The sequence below is a fragment of the Dolichospermum planctonicum genome (assembly GCF_005402965.1).
GTDB lineage: Bacteria > Cyanobacteriota > Cyanobacteriia > Cyanobacteriales > Nostocaceae > Dolichospermum > Dolichospermum planctonicum.
The window spans coordinates 110002-132851 of sequence record NZ_BJCF01000002.1; the positions used below are offsets into that span (position 1 = coordinate 110002).

Sequence of the window (22850 nt, forward strand, 5' to 3'; positions counted from 1 at the left end):
AATCTCCTACGTTAGGGATAATTGATTCTTATTTTACGAGGATTGTGTACCGATTTTTATTTTTGTGGAAATTTTCTTTTTTAATTAATTACTGGGTATTGTTGCAAGTGGTACGCGCTGATGTAAACTGGGTTTTATGTTTCCAAGTTTTCTCCCCCCCGCAGTTGGGCAACTCACACAAACCACATCTATCGCTTTGGCCCAAAATATCCAACGTCAGGCGATCGCTATTCCCTGTATAAATGCAACTACTGATACTACTTATGTCCATCAAGGTCAGGGTGGTACACCGATTTTCTTAATTCATGGTTTTGATAGTTCTGTCCTTGAATATCGGCAAATTTTGCCTTTACTAGCTGAAAATAATGAAGTTTGGGCGGTGGATTTATTAGGGTTTGGCTTTACGGATAGATTACCGGGAATTACTTATAGTCCTGAATCAATTAAAACTCACCTTTTCTCTTTCTGGCAAACCTTAATTAATCAGCCTGTGATTTTGGTGGGTGCGTCTATGGGTGGTGCGACCGCTATAGATTTTACCCTTACTTATCCAGAAGCAGTAAAAAAACTGGTGTTAATTGATAGCGCGGGGTTGAAAGCTAATTCCCCATTAAGTAAGTATATATTTCCTCCTTTGGATTATTGGGCTACGAAATTTTTACGAAATCCGAAGGTACGCGATCGCATTTGTAGAACTGCTTATAAAAATCCTAGTCTAATCTCTGCGGATACTTTATGTTGCGGAGCCTTACATTTACAAATGCCGAATTGGACTCAGGCTTTAATTGCTTTTACGAAAAGTGGCGGTTATGGTGCTTTTAAATTTCCACAACTGGCCAAAATTGCACAACCAACCTTAATTTTATGGGGTGATAGTGATAAAATTTTAGGAACTGGGGACGCTAATAAATTCGCTAAAGCCATTCCTCAAAGTCAGCTAATTTGGATTAAAAATTGTGGGCATATTCCCCATTTAGAACAACCAGAAATTGTCAGTCAACTTATGTTAGAATTTCGGAAATAATCTGATTAACAAGATCCCAGATTTCTTCAAGAAGTCCGGGATGTGATTCCTAATTTTAATCATATAACCAAGTATTTTTAGAAAAATCTTCACTATCTTGATTTGGTTTTTCTTGAAGTCTTTCTATGGATCTATGGGATTTTTTGTATTGAATGGATTTAGAAATTTGACTAGTTTGTTGACTAGGTTGTTTAAAAACTTTGATTTCTTCTAACAACTGAGAATTAGAATCTGCTAATTGTAATGCTGTTTGTTTCGTTTCATAAAGTTCTTCTGTTAAGCGTTCTGTTAATGCTTTTTTTTCAGAAATTACCATTTGTAAAGCATTAATTTTCTGAATGAGAGTAGATTCTTTTTGTTTTAATGTATCCACGGTTTTTTGCAATTCTTTTATAATTGCTTCTAGTTCCGACTGATGATTAATTCTGGTAATGGGAGTCTCAGGAGTTTGTATTTGTGGTTCTAATACTGGTTCAGCAATAATTTCAATTATTGGTTCACCTTGAAGGGGTATAAATTTCTTGCTTTCTTCCTGTGTTAAATTAGAGATATTTTTTTTAGCCATGAGATTATGAACTCCAATTATATCGTTATTATTCCAGTATAAACCTGGAAGTGACAAAAAAACATAGATACCCAACTTCTTCCATAAATATGAATTGATCTGGATTTATCTGACACAGAGTGGTTTCAGGTTGAAATCATGATGACTGTGAGTATCAGCAAGGTTAAATATCAAACTGTCTTGACTTCCAAGTTTTCTGGAGTGATTTCTAAAGTTGATAAAACTTCTTCCTCAAATAATTCTAAATCAAACCAAAAAGTAGTACCAATACCAACCTCACTGACTAAATTAACTTGACTGTGATGTCTGTCAATAATATTTCTGACAATTGATAAACCTAAACCTGTTCCTTCCAAGGTATGAACCCTATTTTCCACGCGAAAGAAGCGGTCAAAAATCGCTTGTTGATCTTCTGGGGCTATCCCAATTCCCGTATCACTGATTTCAATTCTCACTTTACCAGGTTGATGATGAGAATTAGAATTATCATCTAGTTGATAAGCTCTGATAACTACCTTACCACCTGCGGGAGTAAATTTGAGAGCATTACCAATTAAATTACCAAAAACTTGCAATAATAAATCGTAATTTCCTAGAACTAAAGGTAAATTAGGAGTTAATTCCTGGAATAATTCCACACCTTTATCTTTAGCATTAAGTTGATAGGTACGTAATGTTTGTTCTAGTGCTTGTGGTAAATCTACTTTATCAAAATTATAAGTCCGTCCAGATTCAAGTTTTGATAAATCCAAAACGTCATTAACCAAACGGGTAAGTCTGTCAGTTTCATTATTAACTGTTTGTAAAAATTCCTGTCGTTCTTCAATTCCCAAATCTTCGCCATAATCATGTAAGGTTTCAATATAGGTTTTGATATTAAATAATGGTGTTCGTAATTCGTGGGAAATATTGCTAATAAATTGGCTTTTGGCTTCATTTAATTCTACTTCACGAGTAATATCCTGGACAGTAATAGCGATACCTTTAATACTTTCCCGTTGTAGGTTTAAAACAGTTGTTAAAAGAATGCGAACTGTGCGTTGAGTTGGTTGTTTAAGTGGGATACGAAATTCAGCACTTTCACATTCACCCGCAGCCATTTCATATAAAGTCCGGGATATTTCCATTTGCACACTTTGGGGTAGATGGCGTAAAATATTATTACCAACAACATTGACATTTTCCCAACTAAAAATACGTCTGGCCGTGGGATTGACTAATATTACCTGCATATTATTATCAATCAAAACTGCACCATCAGCAATGGTAGAAACTAAGGTTTCTAACTTAGCTTTTTCTGCGGTTAATTCTTCAATATTTTGTTCTTCATAGCTTTCTAAACGCTCGGCCATTTCATTAAAACTAAGAATTAGTTCACCTAATTCACCTCCTAATGGTATATTTATGCGTTGTTTAAAATTACCAGCAGCAATTTGTTTGACACCTACGAGTAATTCTTTGATAGGTTTAGTAATAGTTAAAGCATTAATTACCCCCGCTAAAATTACCATCACCCAAATGGTGATAAAAACCGCCAGGGTAACATCACGGGTGAAATTAGTGGATATGACTGCGGTTTGGTTGGGATTAATACCCACCGCTAACAGACCTAAGTATTTTTTATTGACTATCAAGGGAACAAATACATCTGTAACTATCCCGTCAGGAGTATTATGTTGTCTAACCAGAGGCTGATATTCATCACCGGGATAATCTTCTGGTAATTGTATCCGGCGCTTAATACTCAGGGAATCTTCCACTTCTGGCTCCCAAAAAGGAATACCAAAGAAAATTTTCCCAATTTCGTCAGCGTAAAGCAGATAGCGGACGCTAGTGGTGCTGCTATAAAAGCGTTCGGAAAATTGGGCTACCTCAGTCAAATTATGATCAGCAATTAGGGGAGCTACATTAGCTGCTAACAATAACCCTAAATCACGGCCAAAGCGGGTATCATTAAAACGTGCATCTTGTTGAATTGTGTTCACAGCCCAGAAAGTCAAACCACTCATGACCAGGGAAACCGTCAAGGTAGCGACGGCCAGAAGTTTGGTCTGAAGCGTGAACTCTGACCACCAATTAGCGATCGCTTTTGATACACCAGAAGCAAATTCATCTCGGAAATTTCTGAAAAGAGCCAGCATTTTAAAATTCACTTGTTAGTAGTTCCTTGTTTTCTATCCCAAAAACTCAAAATCAAGGGTTAATTTCCTGAAATTTCTAGGAATTGAGGCTGGGGACAGAATATACTTTTTCCTTTACCTCTTCTTTCCTTATTTAACTATGTTTTTGGCCTAATCACGAAAACTCTGATGTTTAGCTTCATTAAATACTCAAATCCCCGATTTCTATGAAAAGTCAGGGATCTATATCACTTTTTCACTTCTTTACTAAAATATAAGCATTTGTATATTCAGGTAATTTATGAATGTACTGCTGAAAATCTTTTTCACTCGCAAAAGTTCCCGCTAAAAAATCAAGTTGATAAAGGTTTGGTAAAAATGCTCCACCTGTATCCGCAATTACGCCCATTTTTAACCGTTTTTTCCCACTCTGATTATCTTCAATCACAATTATTCTCCCTAAACCAATATTCAGAACATCTCCAGCAAATGTTACTCCTGGTTTAATGGATATTTTGGCTTCTATTTTATATCCATAGCCTTTAATTGCATCAACTTCTTTAAAATACCAGTACCGCTTTTGTGAAGTTGCTTTTACTCCCCGAATATAAGACATTCCGTTATTTTTATCTACATTTAAAAATTCTTTAGTTCCATCAGTAAAATTAACTAATACTGTTCCCTGCATTAGTGCTGCTTCTAAACCATTTCTGGTTAAATAAGCAATAGGTTTAACTTTACCAAATTCTTTACCTCCTGGTTCATAAATACCTGACAAAACATCTTGTTTTGTATAATTAGTGTAAAATTTATCCTGGCTTAATTCTTCTTTAAGAGCATAAATTGGTGTATTATATTCAGAGGTTTTTTCTCGAGAACCAGGATGGATAAAAGCCGCATATTTTGTAATTCTTAATTGTTTCTGTTGAGGATTTTCTGGGTTATGCGCTGACCATTTAATCACGCGAAAATTGGCGTTAATAAAATTTGGATCTTGTAACCTAGTTGTGTGATTGTTAGCAATATCTTCTTCTAAAACTGTGATCATGAAATCTAATGTTTTCAGAATATCTTTAACGGTAACTCCTTGAGTTATTAATATTCCCGTTCTTTGAATATCTGGATCTTCTGAACTATATTTCTCAAAATATTCTCTGGTATTTGTGAGTACGGATAATAAATCACCCTGATGAAAATTTATTTGATTATTTGGTAATTTTACCGTCGTTAATACCTGATTAGAATTTATACTATATTGATATTTTTGCCATTCATTGATAACTGAATACAATATAGATTTATTAGATGGTTTTTGAGTCAATAAATTATTAGATAATCCTACAATTGGAGAATCTACTATTGGGGACAATGATAAATTTTCTGTAGTCTGTTGTTTTTGAATTGGCTGTTTATTCATGAAACCAACTACCAATAAAGTGGTAATAAATGCTGTAATTTTGAATTTTTGATTGAATAAGATCCGCATAATTTATCAAGATAAACAATGATTACCCTCTATTCTAACATTGTTCCCTGTTATGGGTTAAGTATTCTCAACCGTCGTAATAATCTAGTCAGTGGTGGTTCGGGTTTGAGTTTAAAGGCTAGAATTTGAGTCTGCTGTAACCCTCTGAAGTTATTATCGCTGATCAGAATTAGTGATTGTTCTCCGTTGGGTAATTTTGCTCCCAGGGTTAACCCTTCAATATTATCTAATGATACATCTAATCTCCGTAAATCTAATAATAGTTCTTTCTCTACTGGTTTAATTTCAGAGGTGTCAACTTTTGCAATGCTCTCGAAATTACGAATATCCGTAGCCTTGTTTAAGGAAATCTGAAATAAGAAAACTGTAAATCCGAAACCTGTAAAACTTCTTTCTATACTGATAAAATGTCCTTGATTATCAAGTGCTAATAAATCTGATAAACCACTAGCAAATTTACGAGTGGGATTAAAGAAAGGTTTGACGGGTTGCGTCTGGTAGAGAAATTCCCGTTCTGGCTGCTTGGTTAAGAGGTTATATTCTAAAATCCGACAAGAAGTACCAATACCGCTTTTAGCTTCCTTACCATCTTGAATTAAAGCGTTTTCAGTCGCTGTAAACAGAAATTTTTCATCAGGTGTTATGGTGAGACTCTCAAAACCTAAGTTACTGCGGATACCTTTTTTCTTTTGTGGATCTGGTAAAAATTTATCTGGTATGGGTAGGGTACTAATTGTTTGTCCAGACGCCAGGGAAAATTCATCAATAAAGGGATTTACTTGATTGTATATATTTCCTTCAGAAGCGACAAATATAGTATTTTTGCTAGTGAATGCAATTCCTTCCGTATCACTAGTGTCTGGTAAGAATGGTTGGTTATTTTTATTTAATAATTTTGTTACATTTACGGGAGTAACGCCATTATCAGTTAATTTACCTTCGCTAAGGTCAATTTTAAATGTATAAAAACGAGGAGGTGCTTTTCTTCCTGTATCATCGGAAATTACGTAATATAAATTATTTTTAGCATCATAAGTAATTCCCGATAAACCACCAATTTCAGTTTTTTGGAAAGATAAGCCTGTGGGTAGGGTGGCTTCTCCAATAAATTCTACACTACTGACGATTAAAGAGGGAGAGGGGAAATGACTAAAGAAAGAACCGATAAGAATGATCACGAGGAACAGTTTCTGGGGCTTGGGGAGACGTATCATAAACATAAAATAATAGAAGTAAAATTTTTTATAGGTTTATTACCACATTACCACAATCACCTGGAAAAAAAACTAACTAGCCAATCTTTGACGGTACGGGTGGCGCGACAGTCATCTTCATTGTACTCTTGAATTATTGATAATAACGTGCGATCGCCTGTTTCTAACCACTGATCATACCAATAAATACATTTAGCTCCATTAGCTTCCTGTTCACGCCATTCAAAACCTAACCAACGAGCGATAGTTTTTAACGCGTAACTATCTATTGGCAAAACTAAGCTTTGAGTTAATTGTTCATATATGTCAATAAACCGATTGAGGACGGGACGGATTTCGCTATAGGGTGTATGGTAAAGTTTCCCAAGGCGTTGAACTGTATCCACTTCATAAGCACAAAAATGATAAATTGGTGCTTGCGGATATTGACTGACTAAAGCTAAAAATTGCTGCCAAATTAATTGTTCTTGATCTGGTGTTTCGGCTAAAAAGGAGTAAAATCGTTCAGTGTTGGCAATTCTATCCACAACTAAAACACCTAAAAGATAATTTAAATTTAAATCTGGCTGGGCTTCAATATCAAAATAAAGTTCAATGGGGGCTACAAAAGTCAGATATTCTGGAGAACAAGGATCAGGAAGGGTTAAAGGTTGTTTAGTTAACACAGATTGGGCTTGAATAACTAATTTACCAGCTATATTACTATCAAACCCTGTCAGGTTTTCTAAGGTGCTGGGCTGGGTACAAGCAAGTGCTTCTAAACTGGTAATATCCAGATTTTGTAGTTGTGTGTAGCGAATAGGTGTTACACCTGGTAATAAAGAAAGGTGTTGTTGAGCTTGAGCGATTCCATAACAGTGATTGTACCAATGACAAAGGTTACATTTTTGCCGGGAAATAAAAACTTCCGGCGGATTTACAGAATCAATTACTTGAGTATATTCAGTGAGAATATCCAACATTTGTGGTATCCATTTATCTAAATCCACCAAATGTGTTTTGTCTTTATTTCGCAATATCAACCCTGCTTTCTCCAAAATTATACCCTGAACCGTGGCTAAAACTTGGGCATGAAAAGCAATCACTACTTGATATTCCTGTTTAGGACGTTTACCCAATTCAATATTTACCGGCACATAGTTCCAGTTTCCAAACCGAGACTTTCCCGGCTGTTTGACAAGTAAATCCGGGCGACTAAGTAAGGTGTATTTTTCATTGTAAGTGGTTAATAGTACACCATGATGAATATAACTTACACCTCGCTGCATTAATTCTACGGTAGCCGCTGCTCCCGCTTGCCAATTTCCTGAAGGATAATCAGGCTCATAGTAACTTAATTTTGTGACTATTCGCTGATGATTCAGGTTTTTGTCTTGTTGTAACTTTAATACCAACTCATTGCGAATATCTCGCTGATGATAATCACCGTGAGTGTCTAAAAAAGAACGTCGCTGACAGCGTTGAAATTGTAGTAAAAGTTGAGCATTAATTAACATCCTTTTAAATTAACAATAATTTAGAGGATATGGAAGTACCTGTAACCGCAAAATTAATTATATTTTTCATGATCCAAGGGAGTGGCTAATGGATAAACTGGAGAATTGATCAATATGTAACAATATGTAAATTTATGATCTATCTCCTGATAAATTATGGTATCATGAAGACTGTATGCGGGTGTAATTCAGTGGTAGAATGTCATCTTCCCATGGTGAACGTCGTGGGTTCGAGTCCCATCGCCCGCTTTTAATAATTACAGCAGATTTGATCAGATAAAAAGTATTAGAATACTGAGGCCTTGGTGAATAAAAGGATGAATTTACCTCACACAAAGGCGCAGAGGCGCAAAGAGTAAGAATTTGAGAAGGGGAATTTTTGATTTTCGCAACTAATTCAGGCGTTGCTGAATTGGGGTATGAAATTGAAAAATCAAAAAAATGAAACTCTTACCCTCTGAGACTGGAGCGCCTCTGCGTGAAATAAAATCATACTCTTAATCAGCAACGCCCTAATTCAATAATGCTAGAAACAGAAACCGAATATCTCATAGTGTTAAAACATCCTCTTATTTCCTCTTATTTCTCTGATTTCATTGTTGCCATTTTTCTATATTTTCGATTATAAGATGCAATACCAAGCTTAAAAGCTTACTGAATAGGCTTTTGATGATTTATTAGTATTTATTTACTAGTAAAGAGGTAGAATTTAGTATTACCAATTAGTGGCATCAAATGGGTAGAATATGACAACAGTATTATAAAGTAGGTATAGCCAGCACGTGAAGATATTCGTATATCACACCCCCGAATTGACCCCCATTGATACAGTACCAGAATGCGCGATCGCTGTTGATGTTCTGCGGGCAACTAGCACAATGGCAACAGTTTTAGCCGCTGGAGGTGAAGCTGTGCAGGTTTTCAGCGATTTAAATAAACTCATGACGGTGAGTGAAGCATGGCCTCCAGAAAAACGATTAAGAGCCGGAGAACGGGGTGGTGCTAAAGTGGCTGGTTTTGACTTAGGTAACTCACCCTTGGATTGTACAGCAGATTTAGTGGCGGGACGACGGTTATTTATTAGTACCACGAATGGTACAAGGGCTTTACAAAGGATAGAGAACGCCCCCATTGTTCTTGCAGCGGCTTTGATTAATCGGGCAGCGGTGGTGAAGTTTCTCTTGGAAAAGCAACCGGAAACAGTTTGGATTGTTGGTTCTGGTTGGGAGGGTAGTTATTCTCTAGAGGATACAGTATGTGCTGGTGCGATCGCTCATAGTATTTGGCAAAAAACTAATTCTTCCCTGGAGGAAATCAGTGGTAATGATGAATTGATTGGTGCAATCGGTCTTTATTCCCAATGGCAAAATGACTTATTAGGACTACTACATCAAGCTAGTCATGGTCAACGATTATTGCGTTTGGAATGTTTAGAAGACCTGAAATATTGTTCCCAAACCGACATTTTAGATGTTTTGCCAATTCAGCAAGAACCAGGTGTTTTAAAAAGTTGGAATCAGTAACCGAAAAATTATTTTTTCTCAAGAATTAATTGATCTGAATTGGGATTTACAAGATTTGAGAATGTCCGGGATTTGATTTAATTATCTATATTTTTTCATCCTGATCATTCTGAAATCCTGGATATCCTGATTCAGACATTTTTATCTATGATATTACTGAATAGTTGACAGCGGTACACCTAACCAACCGACAAAGTTCTCCATTTCCCTAGAAGAGGGATTTTCCACAGATTTAAGTTGATATTTACCAGGAATTGGTGCTGCTAGGGTGATAGAATAAGTCCGCAATTCATCTTGATGGAAAACAGTAACTTGGATCAAATCATTTGCTTGATAATCCTTCAATCGTGCATTTAACTGATTTCCTACCTTAATTCCATCAATAGCTAATAATTCATCTCCCGGATCAATTCCTGCTTTTTGTGCTGGTGAATCTGCTTCCACAAATTTAATTATTTCTCGACCATTTTCGCTATTTATCCTCACACCTAAATAAGGTTCTTCGTTCTTTTCTTCTACTAATTGTAAACCAAAATGTGGCAAATATTGATTAAATGGTAAATCTTCGAGTCCATGAAGATAACGTTTAAAGAAATCTCCTAAATCCATACCTGCTACAGATTCAATTACCTCCTCTAATTGTTCAGGAGTATAACCAATTTCTGCCTTGCCAAATTGCTGCCACATTTGCCGCATGACATCATCTAAAGAACGTTTATTTTCATGATTAACGCGAATTAATAAATCTAACAAAAGTGATACCATTTCCCCTTTTAAATAATAGGAGATTTGGGAATTACCACTATTAGCATCTGGACGATAAAGTTTAATCCAAGCGTCAAAACTTGACTCCGATAAAGGTTGTACTTTGCGCCCGGGAGTCATTAAATATCTGGTAATTTCCTTACTCAAATAGTTTAAATATGTCTGAGTATTATAAATACCTGCCCGTAAAGGAATAATTAAATCATAATAACTGGTTGTTCCCTCACAAAACCATAAAGATGGTGTATAGTTTTCCTGATCATAATCGAATATTTCTAAACCTTGGGGACGAATTCTTTTCACATTCCATAAATGAAAAAATTCATGGGCAACTAATTGTAAAAACGGCTCATATTTATCTGGAGTCTGAAATCCAAATCTTTGATAAATTAAAGAACAAGAATTTTTATGTTCTAAACCACCAAAAGCTTGCTGAAATAAATGCAGTAAAAACACATATCTATCATAAGGTAAACCACCAAACATTTGTGCTTCTACTTCAATGATTTTTTGGAAATCATTAATCATTGTTTGTGGTTGAAAATTACCTTTTCCCCAAATTGCTAACTCATGGGGTTTATCCAAAACCTCAAACTTATATAATTGATGACAACCAATTTCAAAAGGACTATCAACTAAAGTATCAAAATCTGCGGCTAAGAAAGTATTTTTTGTTTCTGAAACAGTTGGTAAAGCAGTGGTTATTTGCCATTGGGGGTGAGGGGGAATCACAGTTATTTTTAAGGGTAAATTCTCCCAATTAGGGAGTCTGAAAAACAGTGCTGCACCATTAAAATAACCGTGAGTGGCATCTAAATGATTTGTTCTTACTGATAGTTCATTGGCGAAAATACGATAAGATATAGTTACCTGAGAAATATCACCTTTTTCTACTTGCCAATGATTTTTACTAACTTTTCGCCAGGGTAAATTTTCAGTATTAGCAAAAGCGGTAAAATCTTGTAAATTTCTTTCATATTCCCGCACCAAATATGATCCAGGTGTCCACACTGGCATTTTTAAATCAAGAATTTCTGAAGGATAATTAACAATGTGTAATGTGACTTCAAACAGATGGATTTCTGGTTGGGACATTGCCACTAAATAATGAATTTGGGGAGATATTTCTGGAAGTTGAGCATTTAAACGTAGTGCGCTTGGTTTAGTCATCTTGTTTCAGGAATAAAATTGTCAACATACACCAAAAGATTTTTAACTCTGTTTCCTATTCTCTATTTCTTGGTGGGGGTAATTCATGAATTACCCCCACTGTTTTGTATAAGTTCTGTAATTCATGATTACGCGTATGAATTAGATAAAATGAGTATTATTTCTCTTTAGCAGGTTTGAGAGAAAATAACATCTCCATTTCAGTCTTTGATTTACTAGGGCTATTCACAGTCACACCAACGCCACGCATAGAAGTTAAGATAGCAGTAGCATCTGGAGTTAGGGGTTGACTTTGGGCGGATAAATGCTCAATTATGGCGGTGGTTTTGTCCATATCTAAATAGAAATAACCACCATTGGGTTTTTGCAAAGAACCCGTAACAGTTTTAAAGGTATCAGTCTGATCAAGTGCTGTACCTTGACGATTTGCTAGAGTTTCCGCAATTGGTCCGCCAATAGCTAGAAATACAGTATCATTATCTAGCCAACCATGGGAAACAAGAGCGCCTTGTAGGGGAATTTGCCATTCTGTAATGTTTTTACCACCGATATTTTTTTGGGCAATATTGAGAGATTGTTGTTTAGCAAGATTATCAAGTTTAGTGAGAGTGGCTTCAGCAGTTTTGCGATCGCTTGTATCTAATACTAATGCACCTCCAAAACCGACATTAGCTAATAAACCTTGATTAGATTTTACAGCACCTAAGCCAAATTCTCCATTCATCCACCCAAAAATATCTTTATCTAAATCAATTTGTGCAGTTTTTAGTTGTGTCCGAGCTTGTTGGATTCCTTGATTTAATTCAGGATAATCTTGAGATTGTTGCACAAAAGTTTGCCAACTTTTACTAATACCTTGTCCACTAGCTAAAGCGAAGGTTTCACTAGGAAATTGTCCCACAATTTTTGCTGAAGTAGTTTGATATTCAAATTTATTCAGTTGGGGATCTAAATTCACAGTTGCTTTTAATCTCAGTCCTGCATCATCTACTCCCATACCTGCTACCAATGATTTCACCTGCTTAATTTGTGCCAGAGATTGGGGAGGTAATTGTTTAGACTGGGAATTTAATTTTTGTATCATGTTGGCATAATCAGGGACATAAATTTGAGCCAGACTATTTTTAACATCCACACCTTGGCTGAGAATATCGTATGCACCTTCCTTAGTTGCAAAGGAAGGTTCACCTTTATAGGTATCAATGGCTTTTTCTACAGTTTGTCTATTTACTGTTAACAGTAAGTGGTCATTATTCAAAACGGTTGTATATTTTGGTTGACCTTGACCTTTGGTTTCGATAATTTTTTCACCTTTATAGTCTGATTCCTTAGCTGTGATGTTTTTTTGATCTTTTAACTTATTAGCAAATTTCAGCGCAGCTATTTTGTCCTTAATACCTACTACTAATAAAATATTTGGTGCAGGGGGTGAGCCTAAGTTAATAGGAGGTGTCTTTTTTTCATCTGGTGGTAGTACCGCAATCATCACACCACCAACCCAAGGTTTGATATCTGCTTCGTAGGAGATATTACTATCATTCCATATTTGTTGGTTAAAAGCCTGTAACCTTTTTGTCAGTAATTTCTGTGCTTCAGGTGTACCGAATTGGTGCAACTTATTCCAGGCTTCAGGATTAGTGTCAATATAAGTTGCCATTAATGCGGTTTGTGGTACTAATTTAGCACTGCCTAAAGGGCTAGAGCTATCTGTATTACTCTTAAGATATATATAAGCTGCTATACCCCCTGCTAAGATTACAGCAGTACCAATTACAGGAATTAAAAACGATGATTTCTTGTCAGACATTGGTGAACTATCCTGATTTTATTGAAATTTGTGACAGATGATATGAAATACTAATGGGTGGCTGGAGATTCCTCCAATCCAGAACAGATGGAAATCAAGTATATTTTCAGATTTTTCTCAGTTTACTTAATGCCAGCAGATATGGTATATTGAGTATAAAAGAGTTAAACACACCCCGATCATAAACACAGTTTACAATCAAGTGGTAGAAAAACTTTAACTCATCGGTTTTCAAGCTTTAACCATTTTTTATGACTAATTTCCGTTAAATTAACCGTATTTACCGATAAAATCTGGAGTTTATGCTCACCAATAAATTGGAATTAGCTTTAAATAATACTCCTCTATGGTTAGAATTGAATCCGCAAATGATATCTTATTGCTTTAGCAACAACTCACATTCCTCTAGACGGTTCAGGACTATAAGGCTAGTAATAATCAATGTCGCAGTTTCATTTTGATATCGAAAAAACCGGACATAAACGGTTTGAGTTACCAGGAGCAAAACCACACTATAACCCTGACCGACCCGGACAGGTAGAACATATTTTTTTGGATCTGAGTTTGGATATCCCCAACCAAAGATGCTACGGAACTTGTAGTATTCGCTTATTACCGATTCGTAATGGTATTGATAGGTTAACTTTGGATGCTGTCAATCTCCAGATTAAATCGGTACAAGTGGATGAAGTTGAGCAAAATTTTGAATATGATGGGGAAAAGCTCTGTATTCACCTATCACAACCTACAAAAATCGGTCTTCGTCTGATAATTGCGATTAATTACTGTGCTGAAAAACCCCAGCGGGGAATTTACTTTATTCAACCAGACAAACACTACCCCGACAAACCCACCCAAGTCTGGACTCAAGGAGAAGACGAAGACTCTCGCTACTGGTTTCCTTGTTTCGACTACCCGGGACAGTTATCAACTTCAGAAATTCGCGTTTGTGTTCCTAAACCCCTAGTTGCTATCTCCAACGGGGAAATAATTGACATGGTAGAAGAAGGAAAACATAACAGCTACCATTGGTCACAACAACAAGTTCATCCTACTTACTTAATGACTTTGGCCGTTGGTGACTTTGCGGAAATTCGGGATGAGTGGCATAATAAACCCGTTACCTATTACGTCGAAAAGAGACGAATTGCAGACGCTCGACGCAGCATGGGTAAAACTCCCCAAATGATTGAGTTTTTAAGCGAAAAGTATGGTTATCCTTACCCTTTCCCCAAATATGCTCAAGTTTGTGTAGATGACTTTATTTTTGGAGGAATGGAAAATACTTCCACCACTCTATTAACTGACAGATGCTTACTAGACGAACGAGCCATATTAGACAACCGTAATACTGAAACTTTAGTCGTCCACGAACTCGCACACCAATGGTTTGGAGATTTGGTAGTCATTAAACATTGGTCTCACGCTTGGATTAAGGAAGGTATGGCTTCCTATTCCGAGGTAATGTGGACAGAACAGGAATATGGTCCCCAAGAAGCCGCATATTACCGCTTATCGGAAGCGCGAAGTTATTTCAATGAAGATAGCAGTCGCTACCGTAGGCCAATGGTAACTCATGTTTACCGAGAAGCCATCGAACTTTATGACCGCCATATTTATGAAAAAGGATCTTGTGTTTATCACATGATTCGGGCAGAATTAGGAGATGAGTTATTTTGGCCAGCTATCCAAACTTTTGTCCAGGACAATGCTCACCGCACGGTGGAAACTATAGATTTATTAAGAGCCATTGAAAAAGCCACTGGACGGAATTTGGCTTTCCTTTTTGATCAATATGTCTTTCGCGGTGGTCATCCTGACTTTAAACTAGCTTATTCCTGGGATAGTGATGCAAATTTGGCTAAGGTGACAGTCACCCAAACCCAAGCTAAAGCCGAAAGTAAGGATTTATTTAATCTCAAAATTCCTATTGGTTTTGGATATAAGGAAAATCCACAGCTAACAACTTTTACCGTGCGGGTACATGACAAAGAACAAAGTTTTTACTTTCCTTTAACAGAAAAACCCGATTTTATTAGTTTTGATGTGGGGAATAATTACTTAAAAACCGTTACTTTAGAATACCCAATTTCTGAATTGAAAGCCCAGTTAGAATTTGATCCCCACCCCATTTCTCGCATTTATGCAGCAGAAGCTTTAGCGAAAAAAGGCGGATTAGAAGCAACTCAAGCTCTATCCTCTGCTTTGAAAAATGATACATTCTGGGGTGTGCGTGTTGAAGCTGCTAAACAATTAGCAGAAATTAAACTAGATCAAGCCTTTGATGGTTTGCTAGTTGGCTTAAATGATCCTAGTCCCTTTGTGCGTCGAGCCGTGATTAGTGCTTTATCACAAATAAAAACTCATAATAGCTATAAGGCTGTAAAGGGTTTTGTCCAGGATGGGGATGAGAGCTATTATGTAGAAGCTGCCGCTTGTAGAACTGTTGGGGCTATAGCAGCAGCGCATTTAGAAGATAAACCCCATGAAGATAAAGTAATTAAACTGCTAAAATCTGTATTAGAGGAAAGAGCGGGTTGGAATGAAGTAGTTCGTAGTGGAGCTATAGCTGGTTTAGCTGAATTTAAAGCCTCGGAAGCAGCTTTAAATTTAATACTAGAATACACAAAAATAGGTGTACCACAACCCTTACGGCTCTCCGCAATTCGCGCTGTCGGGAAAATTTCCACTGGCCAAACTCCTGCTAATATAGAAAGGATTTTAGATCGATTATCGGAAATTGCCAGAGAGACTTTCTTTTTAACTCAGGTAGCAGTTTTGACAGCCTTGGGACAAATGGAAGCCCCAAAAGCGATCGCCATTTTGCAATCTTTAGCGAATCAAACCGCAGATGGGCGTGTCCGTCGCTACGCTGAAGAAGAAATAGCCAAAGTGCAAAAGAATATTGGCACAGACAAAACCCTGAAGCAATTACGGGAGGAACTAGATCAAATCAAACAGCAAAATCAGGAATTGAAAAGCCGTTTGGAAAATCTAGAAGCCAAATCAAAGTAAATAAGCTGTTACCCAGCTAAATTCTACAATCCTGACGTGGCTAAATCTTGTGGTGCGGGCATCCTGCCCGCTATAATTATCGTTAGGTAGTTATTACTTTAAGTGGTGTAACTTTCTTTTTCTTAATCAGGATCACGAAAATGGCAAGGAATCAACTAAAATTCAATTTGACTCCTTGAGATTCCTAAATATATTACTTTATCTATGAATCAATCTAACTTTCCACGTGCCAATACTCTAAAATCTGCTTATAATGCTTGCACTTTAGAACCACTAGAACCTGCGGAAATTTCAAAATACTATGTTGATTTATCAGCAGTACGTAAATCTTCAGCCGTTGAGGGTGTAAGCACAACTTTAGACTTTCAAGAATCTGGAGATTATACCACTATTTTATTTACTGGACATCGAGGTTCAGGCAAAAGTACAGAATTAAAAAAGATTCAAAGTCAATGGGAACAAAACTATCATGTAATTTATTTAGAAGTAAATGAAGAAACAGATATTAATGATGCTAACTATACAGATTTATATTTAATTGTCATCAAACAAGTTGAATTTACTTTGCGAAAATTAGGGTTAAAGTTTGATCAAAAATTATTAAATAGTTTTGAGAATTGGTTTAAGGAAATTACCGAAGAAAATGAAGAAAGTGTAGAAAAATCCGTTAGTGTAGAAGCAGAAGCCAGTTTAGAAGGTGGTGCGCCATTTATTGCAAAATTAATGGTGAAGTTATTGGCACAAATCAAAGGTTCTGATAAACAAAAAACGACAATTCGCCAAACTTTAGAAAAAGATATTTCTCGACTCAAGGCAGATATCAACCTATTGTTAGATGACGCTTCTAATAAATTGAGAAAAAAATATCCAAACTATAAGGGATTATTAATTATTTTTGATAACTTAGATCGCACTCCTCCTCAAGTTGCAAACCATTTGTTTTTTGATTACGCAACCCAACTACAAGAACTGCATTGTACAATTATTTATACAGTTCCTATTTCTGTTTTGTGTTCGCCGAAAAATCCCCTAGCATTGTTTAATGGTAATCCTCACACTGTGTCAATGGTGAATATATACCAATTTGAGCGAAATAGGCGTGATTTAAACTATAATCAAATTGGATTAGATGCCATAGCAAGTTTAATTGAAAAACGAGTAGATGTTGATGCTGTGTTTAATTCCCGTCAGGAATTGCTAGAATTAGCTCAAGCCAGTGGTGGTCATGTGCGTCAACTAATGCAAATGATGAGGTCAGCTTGTCTCACAGCAAGCACGAAGAAGCATCCTAAAATTTTAGCAGAAGATGTGACTTATGCTATCAAACAACAACAATTTAGTTTTGAAAGGTTTATTCCTGAAGAACATTATCCAGTGTTAGCGCAAGTTTATCTGAATAAAGATGTCAGTAAAGATGATAATGGACAGTTAATGCTGTTTAATACTTCTGTTTTAGAATACAATGGCGATAACCGATGGAATTATCCTAACCCAGTGGTGATGCAAAATGAATTATTCCGAAAAGCACTGGCAGAAATTACAACATGATTTTAACGCCGAATTGGGGCAATTTATCGCTCTAAATCAAGATATTTTGGCGGAATTATTGACATTTATAGATTTTTCGGAAAAGTTTACTTTGGGATTTATTGAGATTAATTTCCCTCCTCATGGAGAGTTATTAATTGAGGCATTAAAAACAAATTCCCCATGTGAGGAAATTCAATTTGTAATTCTCAAATTTGCTGATCCTAATTTGCGCTTTTTACGTGATGCTATTATTCAGGAATTAGCAAAAATTGAGAAAGAAGCAAATAAAAAGTTAATATTAATTATTCAAGGTTTAGAAAAATCTATTGGTGTGTTTGGTGAATATCCACCCTTTTTACAAGATTTGAATTTTGTCAGAGACGCTTATAAAAAAACCGTTCCTTATCCTATATTATTTATTTTACCAGATTACGCTATTAACCGTTTAGCTAAATTTGCCCCTGATTTTTGGGCGTGGCGTTCTGGTGTATTTAGATTTAAAACTTTAGAAAAAACTAGAGAAAAAGCGATTACTCAAACTTTAGAATCTCATATAAAAATTGATAGAGTAGAACCACAGGAAAAGCAAGAAAGAATTGAGATTTTACAAAGTTTATTAATGGAATATAAGCCTACTGGTGAGCAAACGAATGATGGTAATTTACGCAGGTATAGCAATATTTTATTAGAATTGGGAACAGCTTATATTAGTCAGCATCAACCGAAAACAGCGAGGGAATATTTAGCAGAAGCTTTGCAAATTGCGGAAAAATTAGCACAGGACGCTTTACACATTACGGAAAAATTAGCAGATGTTAATTTTAAGCGTCAGGTTTTGAATAAAATTGGTGATGCTTTTGCTGAGGAAAGAAAATTTGCAACAGCGATTAATTATTATCAACAGGGTTTAGATATTGCGCGGAAATTAAAGAACCGTGATTATGAAGGTTATGCTTTGTTTAATTTAGGTAATGCTTGTTTCAATTTACGGCAATTTTTAGAAGCTAAAGAATATTATCAACAGTGTTTAGAAATTGCTCAAGAGTTAAATGATCATCGTAAACAAGCCGGAACTTACCACCAGTTGGGAATGGTAGCCCAAGAAATGGGGGAATATGCCCAAGCACGGGACTATTATCAACAAGCTTTAGATATCTTTAGCGAATTTGGGGAAAGATATCACCAAGCCTCAACTTACCACCAGTTGGGAATGGTAGCCCAAAAAATGCGAGAATATGCCCAAGCACGGGACTATTATCAACAAGCTTTAGATATCTTTATCGAATTTGGGGATAGATATTCTCAAGCCTCAACTTACCACCAATTGGGAAGAGTAGCCGAAGAAATGCGGGAATATGCCCAAGCACGGGACTTTTATCAACAAGCTTTAGCTATCTATATCGAATTTGGGGATAGATATTCTCAAGCCTCAACTTACCACCAATTGGGAAGAGTAGCCCAACAAATGGGGGAATATGCCCAAGCACGGGACTATTATCAACAAGCTTTAGATATCTTTATCGAATTTGGGGATAGATATTCTCAAGCCTCAACTTACCACCAATTGGGAAGAGTAGCCCAACAAATGGGGGAATATGCCCAAGCACGGGACTTTTATCAACAATCTTTAGCTATTTTTATCGAATTTAAAGATCGCTATTCTCAAGCTAAAACCTACCACTGTTTAAGCACACTTGCAGAGGCACAGGAAGATTATACAGAAGCTAGAACAAATTTACAAAAAGCGTTAGAGATATTTATTGAATATAAAGATGAATATTGGGGGAATATTGCGAGGGAGAATTTAGAGAGATTACCAGAGTGATGCTAAAAGATAGAGTTTTCAGATTCATTCAGACGCTATCTTTGTGGGATTAACAGCTATTATTTCCGAGTAACGAGCAAAATCCTTGGTGTTAAATGTCAGAATGTGAGTTATCCCATGAACAAGCATTGCAGCTACAAGTTTCGCATCATGCACATTGATACCAATAACAGAATGAGTAATAACAAGCCCTTCCCATTCTGAATAAACTGCTTCGGTGTCTAAAGCAAGATGAAAAATAGTTTTTAATCGTTTTATTTCTACTTCTGCTTCTATTGCTGTACGTCCTAATCCATTTCTCTCAATGGGACGAGTGTAAACATTCCAAAACTCAATTAAGTTTTGCGGGACGATATGTAATGTTTCTCCCTGGCCTAGCAATTTATTGATAGCATTGACAGCATCACTATTCATGGGATGAGATAAATCAACGCTACGTAATAATATATTTGTGTCTATAAGATAAGGCATTTAACCCCTGTCACCATAAATACTTTCGCGGCTGATTGCTTCATCAGAAAGGTTTGGGAAATTCAGATTTTTGTGACTCTCTACCCATGCTTGAAATGCAGCTATCTTTTGTTCTGGAGTAGCAGTTTCATCAACCTGAGTTTCTTGTTGCGGTTTTACCAATTGCGTTAGTATTCTATCTAAATATGGTTTAATTTCTTCAGGATTACGGTTAGTTATATCAACCAAAATTTGAGTGATTGTTTCCAAATCCTGTTTATGTGATTCTTGTAAAAAATGCAAAACGTCTGTATTCATAACTTGAGTTATTTGTGAATATTTTTACCTAAATTCCTAAACTTCCAGGACGGGGAAATCCCGCCTCTACATCATAAATTATTTGGCTGGGGGTAAAGTTCCACCACTAGCAGCCGGTGGTTCAGTGTAATCGCAAAAGATATTGACCCCTATTTTCAGGATATATAAAACTATCACAGTGGCGATCGCCGGATCAAGAGGTAAACCACTGGATGAAGCTAAACCCACTCAGAAAACTATCACACCAGTGAGTAAAGGAGAACTACTGGGATTTTTGGTATATTCTTTGATTTGACCACGAAACCCGTCATCACCACAAAGTTCATTTCGCAAGGCTTTGAGGGTGATTTGTAACGGTGACTTATCTCTCCCCATCATAGCTTGACCATTTTTTGCCTGCCATAAATCTTGAAAAGCCCTTTCCATGTCGCCATTGTGCCTTTCTAAATGATCCATTGCTTCGGGGTCCAGGGGTATAATCGGGCATTAATTCCCGCATAGCTTGGATTTCACTATTAGTGATTTGCATAACTAATTCAGATTTTTTACTGAGTGGTGACAAAATTAACTACATTATAGAAAAGGTTTAGTCATTAAGAAATGATAAAATGTCACCAATATACACAAAAAGTTTGTACTTTTATAAAGTATAATTAAGAAAAATATCAATATATCTAGCTCAAGAGGCTCAGTTAGTTAGCTACTGCTGCTAGATGCGGTTAAAGTTTTTTTCTCAAGAGAAAACTACCGTGATCCTGTACAAACAACTAAGTTAGCACGGGATCATGGCGACGGTGTAAAATTCCCAGTTGGAGAGGCAAATAAAGGCGTGGGTCAGTATCAATCTACTGAATTAAAACAGTATAATCCAGAAGCGATCGCTCGTTACTTTCGTTACCGTCCCTGGCTGGTTTGGGGACGACTACTGAGCATCATCTGGTCTTTTGCGGGATTTGTATTTAGTCTCAAGTGGGACGAATGGCAAGAACAAATCGAAGAAAATCAAGGACAAAGAGCTATTGAGTTAAGAAATTTACTCACCCGTTTAGGTCCGACATTTATTAAAGTTGGTCAAGCTCTCTCAACCCGTCCTGACTTAATCCGCAAAGACTTTTTAGCAGAACTAGTAAAGCTACAAGACCAGTTACCACCTTTTGATAATGCTCTAGCATATCAGATTATTGAAACAGAGTTAGATCGCTCCATTGGCGAGATTTTCCGCGATCTTTCCCCTCAGCCGGTAGCAGCGGCCAGTTTAGGTCAAGTCTACCACGGACACCTGGTCAGTGGGGAAGAAGTGGCTGTGAAGGTACAACGCCCCAATTTACGCCCCTTACTGACAAAAGACCTGTACCTCATGCGTTGGGTTGCCAGTTGGCTCGCGCCCTGGCTACCACTGAATCTCGGTCACGATTTAACTTTAATTGTAGACGAGTTTGGCACAAAGTTATTTGAGGAAATTGATTACATCAATGAAGGGCGCAATGCGGAAAAGTTTGCCCATAATTTCCGTAATGACCCCCAAGTAAAAGTTCCAGGTATTTATTGGAATTATACCAGTAATCATGTTTTAACTCTGGAATGGATTAACGGCTTTAAACTCACAGACACTCAAAATATCCAAGCCGTAGGTTTAGACCCAGAAGCAATTATTCAAATAGGTGTAACTACTGGGTTACAACAACTATTAGAGCATGGTTTTTTTCATGCTGATCCTCATCCAGGTAATTTGTTCGCCATGTCCGATGGTCGCATGGCTTACATTGATTTTGGCATGATGGATCAATTGGAGGAAACAACCAAAGAAAGTTTAGTTGATGCCTTAGTGCATTTAGTAAACAAGGATTACGCCGATTTAGCAGCAGATTTTGTCAAATTGGGCTTTTTAACTGCAAATACCAATATTGCCCCCATTGTACCAGCATTGGAAGCCGTACTAGGAAACGCTATTGGTAAAAATGTCAATGACTTTAACTTCAAAACCATTACTGATGAGTTTTCGGAATTGATGTATGAATATCCTTTCCGTGTCCCGGCGAAATTTGCTTTAATTATTCGTTCTCTCGTGACACAAGAGGGTATTGCGCTAAGTCTCAACCCCAATTTCAAAATCGTAGAAGTTGGTTATCCTTACATAGCACGGCGGTTATTAACTGGAGAATCTCCCGCACTACGGCGGCGGCTATTGAATGTATTGTTTAAAGATGGTAAATTTCAATGGCAACGGTTAGAAAACCTGATTACCATTGCTCGTACTGATAGTCAATTTGATGTTTTACCAACAGCGCGAATGGGTCTGGAATTTATACTCTCAGAAGAAGGTAAATTCTTACGTCGTCAGTTGGTATTAGCCCTGACCGAAGATGACCGTTTACACACGGAAGAAGTCCAACGCTTATGGGATTTGGTCAAGGATGATTTACCACCAAATCGCTTACTAAATGTGGCAATTAGCCTGTTAACAGAGTTTTCCAAAGAAAGTGTAGCAGCTATTTTAGCAAAGTAATTTGTTACCAAATAAAAACGAATTTTAATAACAACC

General features: G+C 36.7%; 15 protein-coding genes, 1 tRNA gene and 1 pseudogene. 7 read left to right on the plus strand and 10 right to left on the minus strand.

Annotated features, from left to right (window positions below):
* Window positions 1–136: 136 nt before the first annotated feature.
* Complete coding sequence (locus FFO06_RS01680; RefSeq protein ID WP_137906471.1) at window positions 137–1024, plus strand: alpha/beta fold hydrolase; 888 nt, start codon at window positions 137–139, stop codon at window positions 1022–1024.
* 55 nt (window positions 1025–1079) lie between these two features.
* On the opposite strand, the gene FFO06_RS01685 is transcribed toward FFO06_RS01680, so the two are convergent.
* From FFO06_RS01685 to FFO06_RS01705, 5 genes are all read right to left on the minus strand, one after another.
* Complete coding sequence (locus FFO06_RS01685; RefSeq protein WP_137906472.1) at window positions 1080–1589, minus strand: hypothetical protein; 510 nt, start codon at window positions 1587–1589, stop codon at window positions 1080–1082.
* 170 nt (window positions 1590–1759) lie between these two features.
* Window positions 1760–3730, minus strand: a complete 1971-nt coding sequence (gene nblS / locus FFO06_RS01690) for a two-component system sensor histidine kinase NblS (protein WP_137906538.1) — start codon at window positions 3728–3730, stop codon at window positions 1760–1762.
* A 235-nt stretch (window positions 3731–3965) separates the two neighbouring features.
* Window positions 3966–5195 (minus strand): hypothetical protein, encoded by a 1230-nt coding sequence (locus FFO06_RS01695; protein WP_137906473.1) that lies wholly within the window; start codon window positions 5193–5195, stop codon window positions 3966–3968.
* 50 nt (window positions 5196–5245) lie between these two features.
* Window positions 5246–6409: an esterase-like activity of phytase family protein gene (locus FFO06_RS01700; RefSeq protein WP_137906474.1), complete on the minus strand. Its 1164-nt coding sequence runs from the start codon at window positions 6407–6409 to the stop codon at window positions 5246–5248.
* 56 nt (window positions 6410–6465) lie between these two features.
* Window positions 6466–7905: a TM0106 family RecB-like putative nuclease gene (locus FFO06_RS01705; RefSeq protein WP_137906475.1), complete on the minus strand. Its 1440-nt coding sequence runs from the start codon at window positions 7903–7905 to the stop codon at window positions 6466–6468.
* Window positions 7906–8082: 177 nt separating this feature from the next.
* On the opposite strand from FFO06_RS01705, the gene FFO06_RS01710 reads away from it, so the two are divergent.
* Both FFO06_RS01710 and FFO06_RS01715 read left to right on the plus strand, forming a co-directional pair.
* Window positions 8083–8154 (plus strand) — tRNA-Gly (locus FFO06_RS01710).
* Window positions 8155–8687: 533 nt separating this feature from the next.
* On the plus strand, window positions 8688–9428 hold the full coding sequence (locus tag FFO06_RS01715; RefSeq protein WP_137906476.1) for a 2-phosphosulfolactate phosphatase family protein: 741 nt from the start codon (window positions 8688–8690) through the stop codon (window positions 9426–9428).
* Window positions 9429–9581: 153 nt separating this feature from the next.
* Here the strand turns inward: FFO06_RS01715 and FFO06_RS01720 are convergent, their stop codons facing one another.
* Window positions 9582–11363, minus strand: a complete 1782-nt coding sequence (locus tag FFO06_RS01720) for a M61 family metallopeptidase (RefSeq protein WP_137906477.1) — start codon at window positions 11361–11363, stop codon at window positions 9582–9584.
* 157 nt (window positions 11364–11520) lie between these two features.
* Window positions 11521–13170 (minus strand): DUF3352 domain-containing protein, encoded by a 1650-nt coding sequence (locus tag FFO06_RS01725; protein ID WP_137906478.1) that lies wholly within the window; start codon window positions 13168–13170, stop codon window positions 11521–11523.
* Window positions 13171–13611: 441 nt separating this feature from the next.
* Here FFO06_RS01725 and FFO06_RS01730 point away from each other — a divergent pair, with 441 nt between their 5' ends.
* From FFO06_RS01730 to FFO06_RS01740, 3 genes are all read left to right on the plus strand, one after another.
* Window positions 13612–16185 (plus strand): M1 family metallopeptidase, encoded by a 2574-nt coding sequence (locus FFO06_RS01730; protein WP_137906479.1) that lies wholly within the window; start codon window positions 13612–13614, stop codon window positions 16183–16185.
* 204 nt (window positions 16186–16389) lie between these two features.
* Window positions 16390–17733: a P-loop NTPase fold protein gene (locus FFO06_RS01735; protein WP_137906480.1), complete on the plus strand. Its 1344-nt coding sequence runs from the start codon at window positions 16390–16392 to the stop codon at window positions 17731–17733.
* Window positions 17693–19540 (plus strand): tetratricopeptide repeat protein, encoded by a 1848-nt coding sequence (locus FFO06_RS01740; RefSeq protein WP_137906481.1) that lies wholly within the window; start codon window positions 17693–17695, stop codon window positions 19538–19540. Before FFO06_RS01735 ends, FFO06_RS01740 begins: the two co-directional genes overlap by 41 nt.
* A 24-nt stretch (window positions 19541–19564) precedes the next feature.
* Here the strand turns inward: FFO06_RS01740 and FFO06_RS01745 are convergent, their stop codons facing one another.
* The 3 genes and pseudogenes from FFO06_RS01745 to FFO06_RS01755 form a co-directional block, all read right to left on the minus strand.
* Window positions 19565–20011 carry a type II toxin-antitoxin system VapC family toxin gene (locus FFO06_RS01745; protein ID WP_137906482.1) on the minus strand — a complete coding sequence of 149 codons (447 nt, stop codon included), beginning with the start codon at window positions 20009–20011 and terminating at the stop codon, window positions 19565–19567.
* Window positions 20012–20308: a hypothetical protein gene (locus FFO06_RS01750; RefSeq protein ID WP_051347516.1), complete on the minus strand. Its 297-nt coding sequence runs from the start codon at window positions 20306–20308 to the stop codon at window positions 20012–20014.
* Window positions 20309–20386: 78 nt separating this feature from the next.
* A pseudogene (locus tag FFO06_RS01755) lies at window positions 20387–20837 on the minus strand (hypothetical protein).
* 300 nt (window positions 20838–21137) lie between these two features.
* Between FFO06_RS01755 and FFO06_RS01760 the strand changes: the two are divergent.
* On the plus strand, window positions 21138–22814 hold the full coding sequence (locus tag FFO06_RS01760) for an ABC1 kinase family protein (RefSeq protein WP_137906483.1): 1677 nt from the start codon (window positions 21138–21140) through the stop codon (window positions 22812–22814).
* Window positions 22815–22850 lie beyond the last annotated feature (36 nt).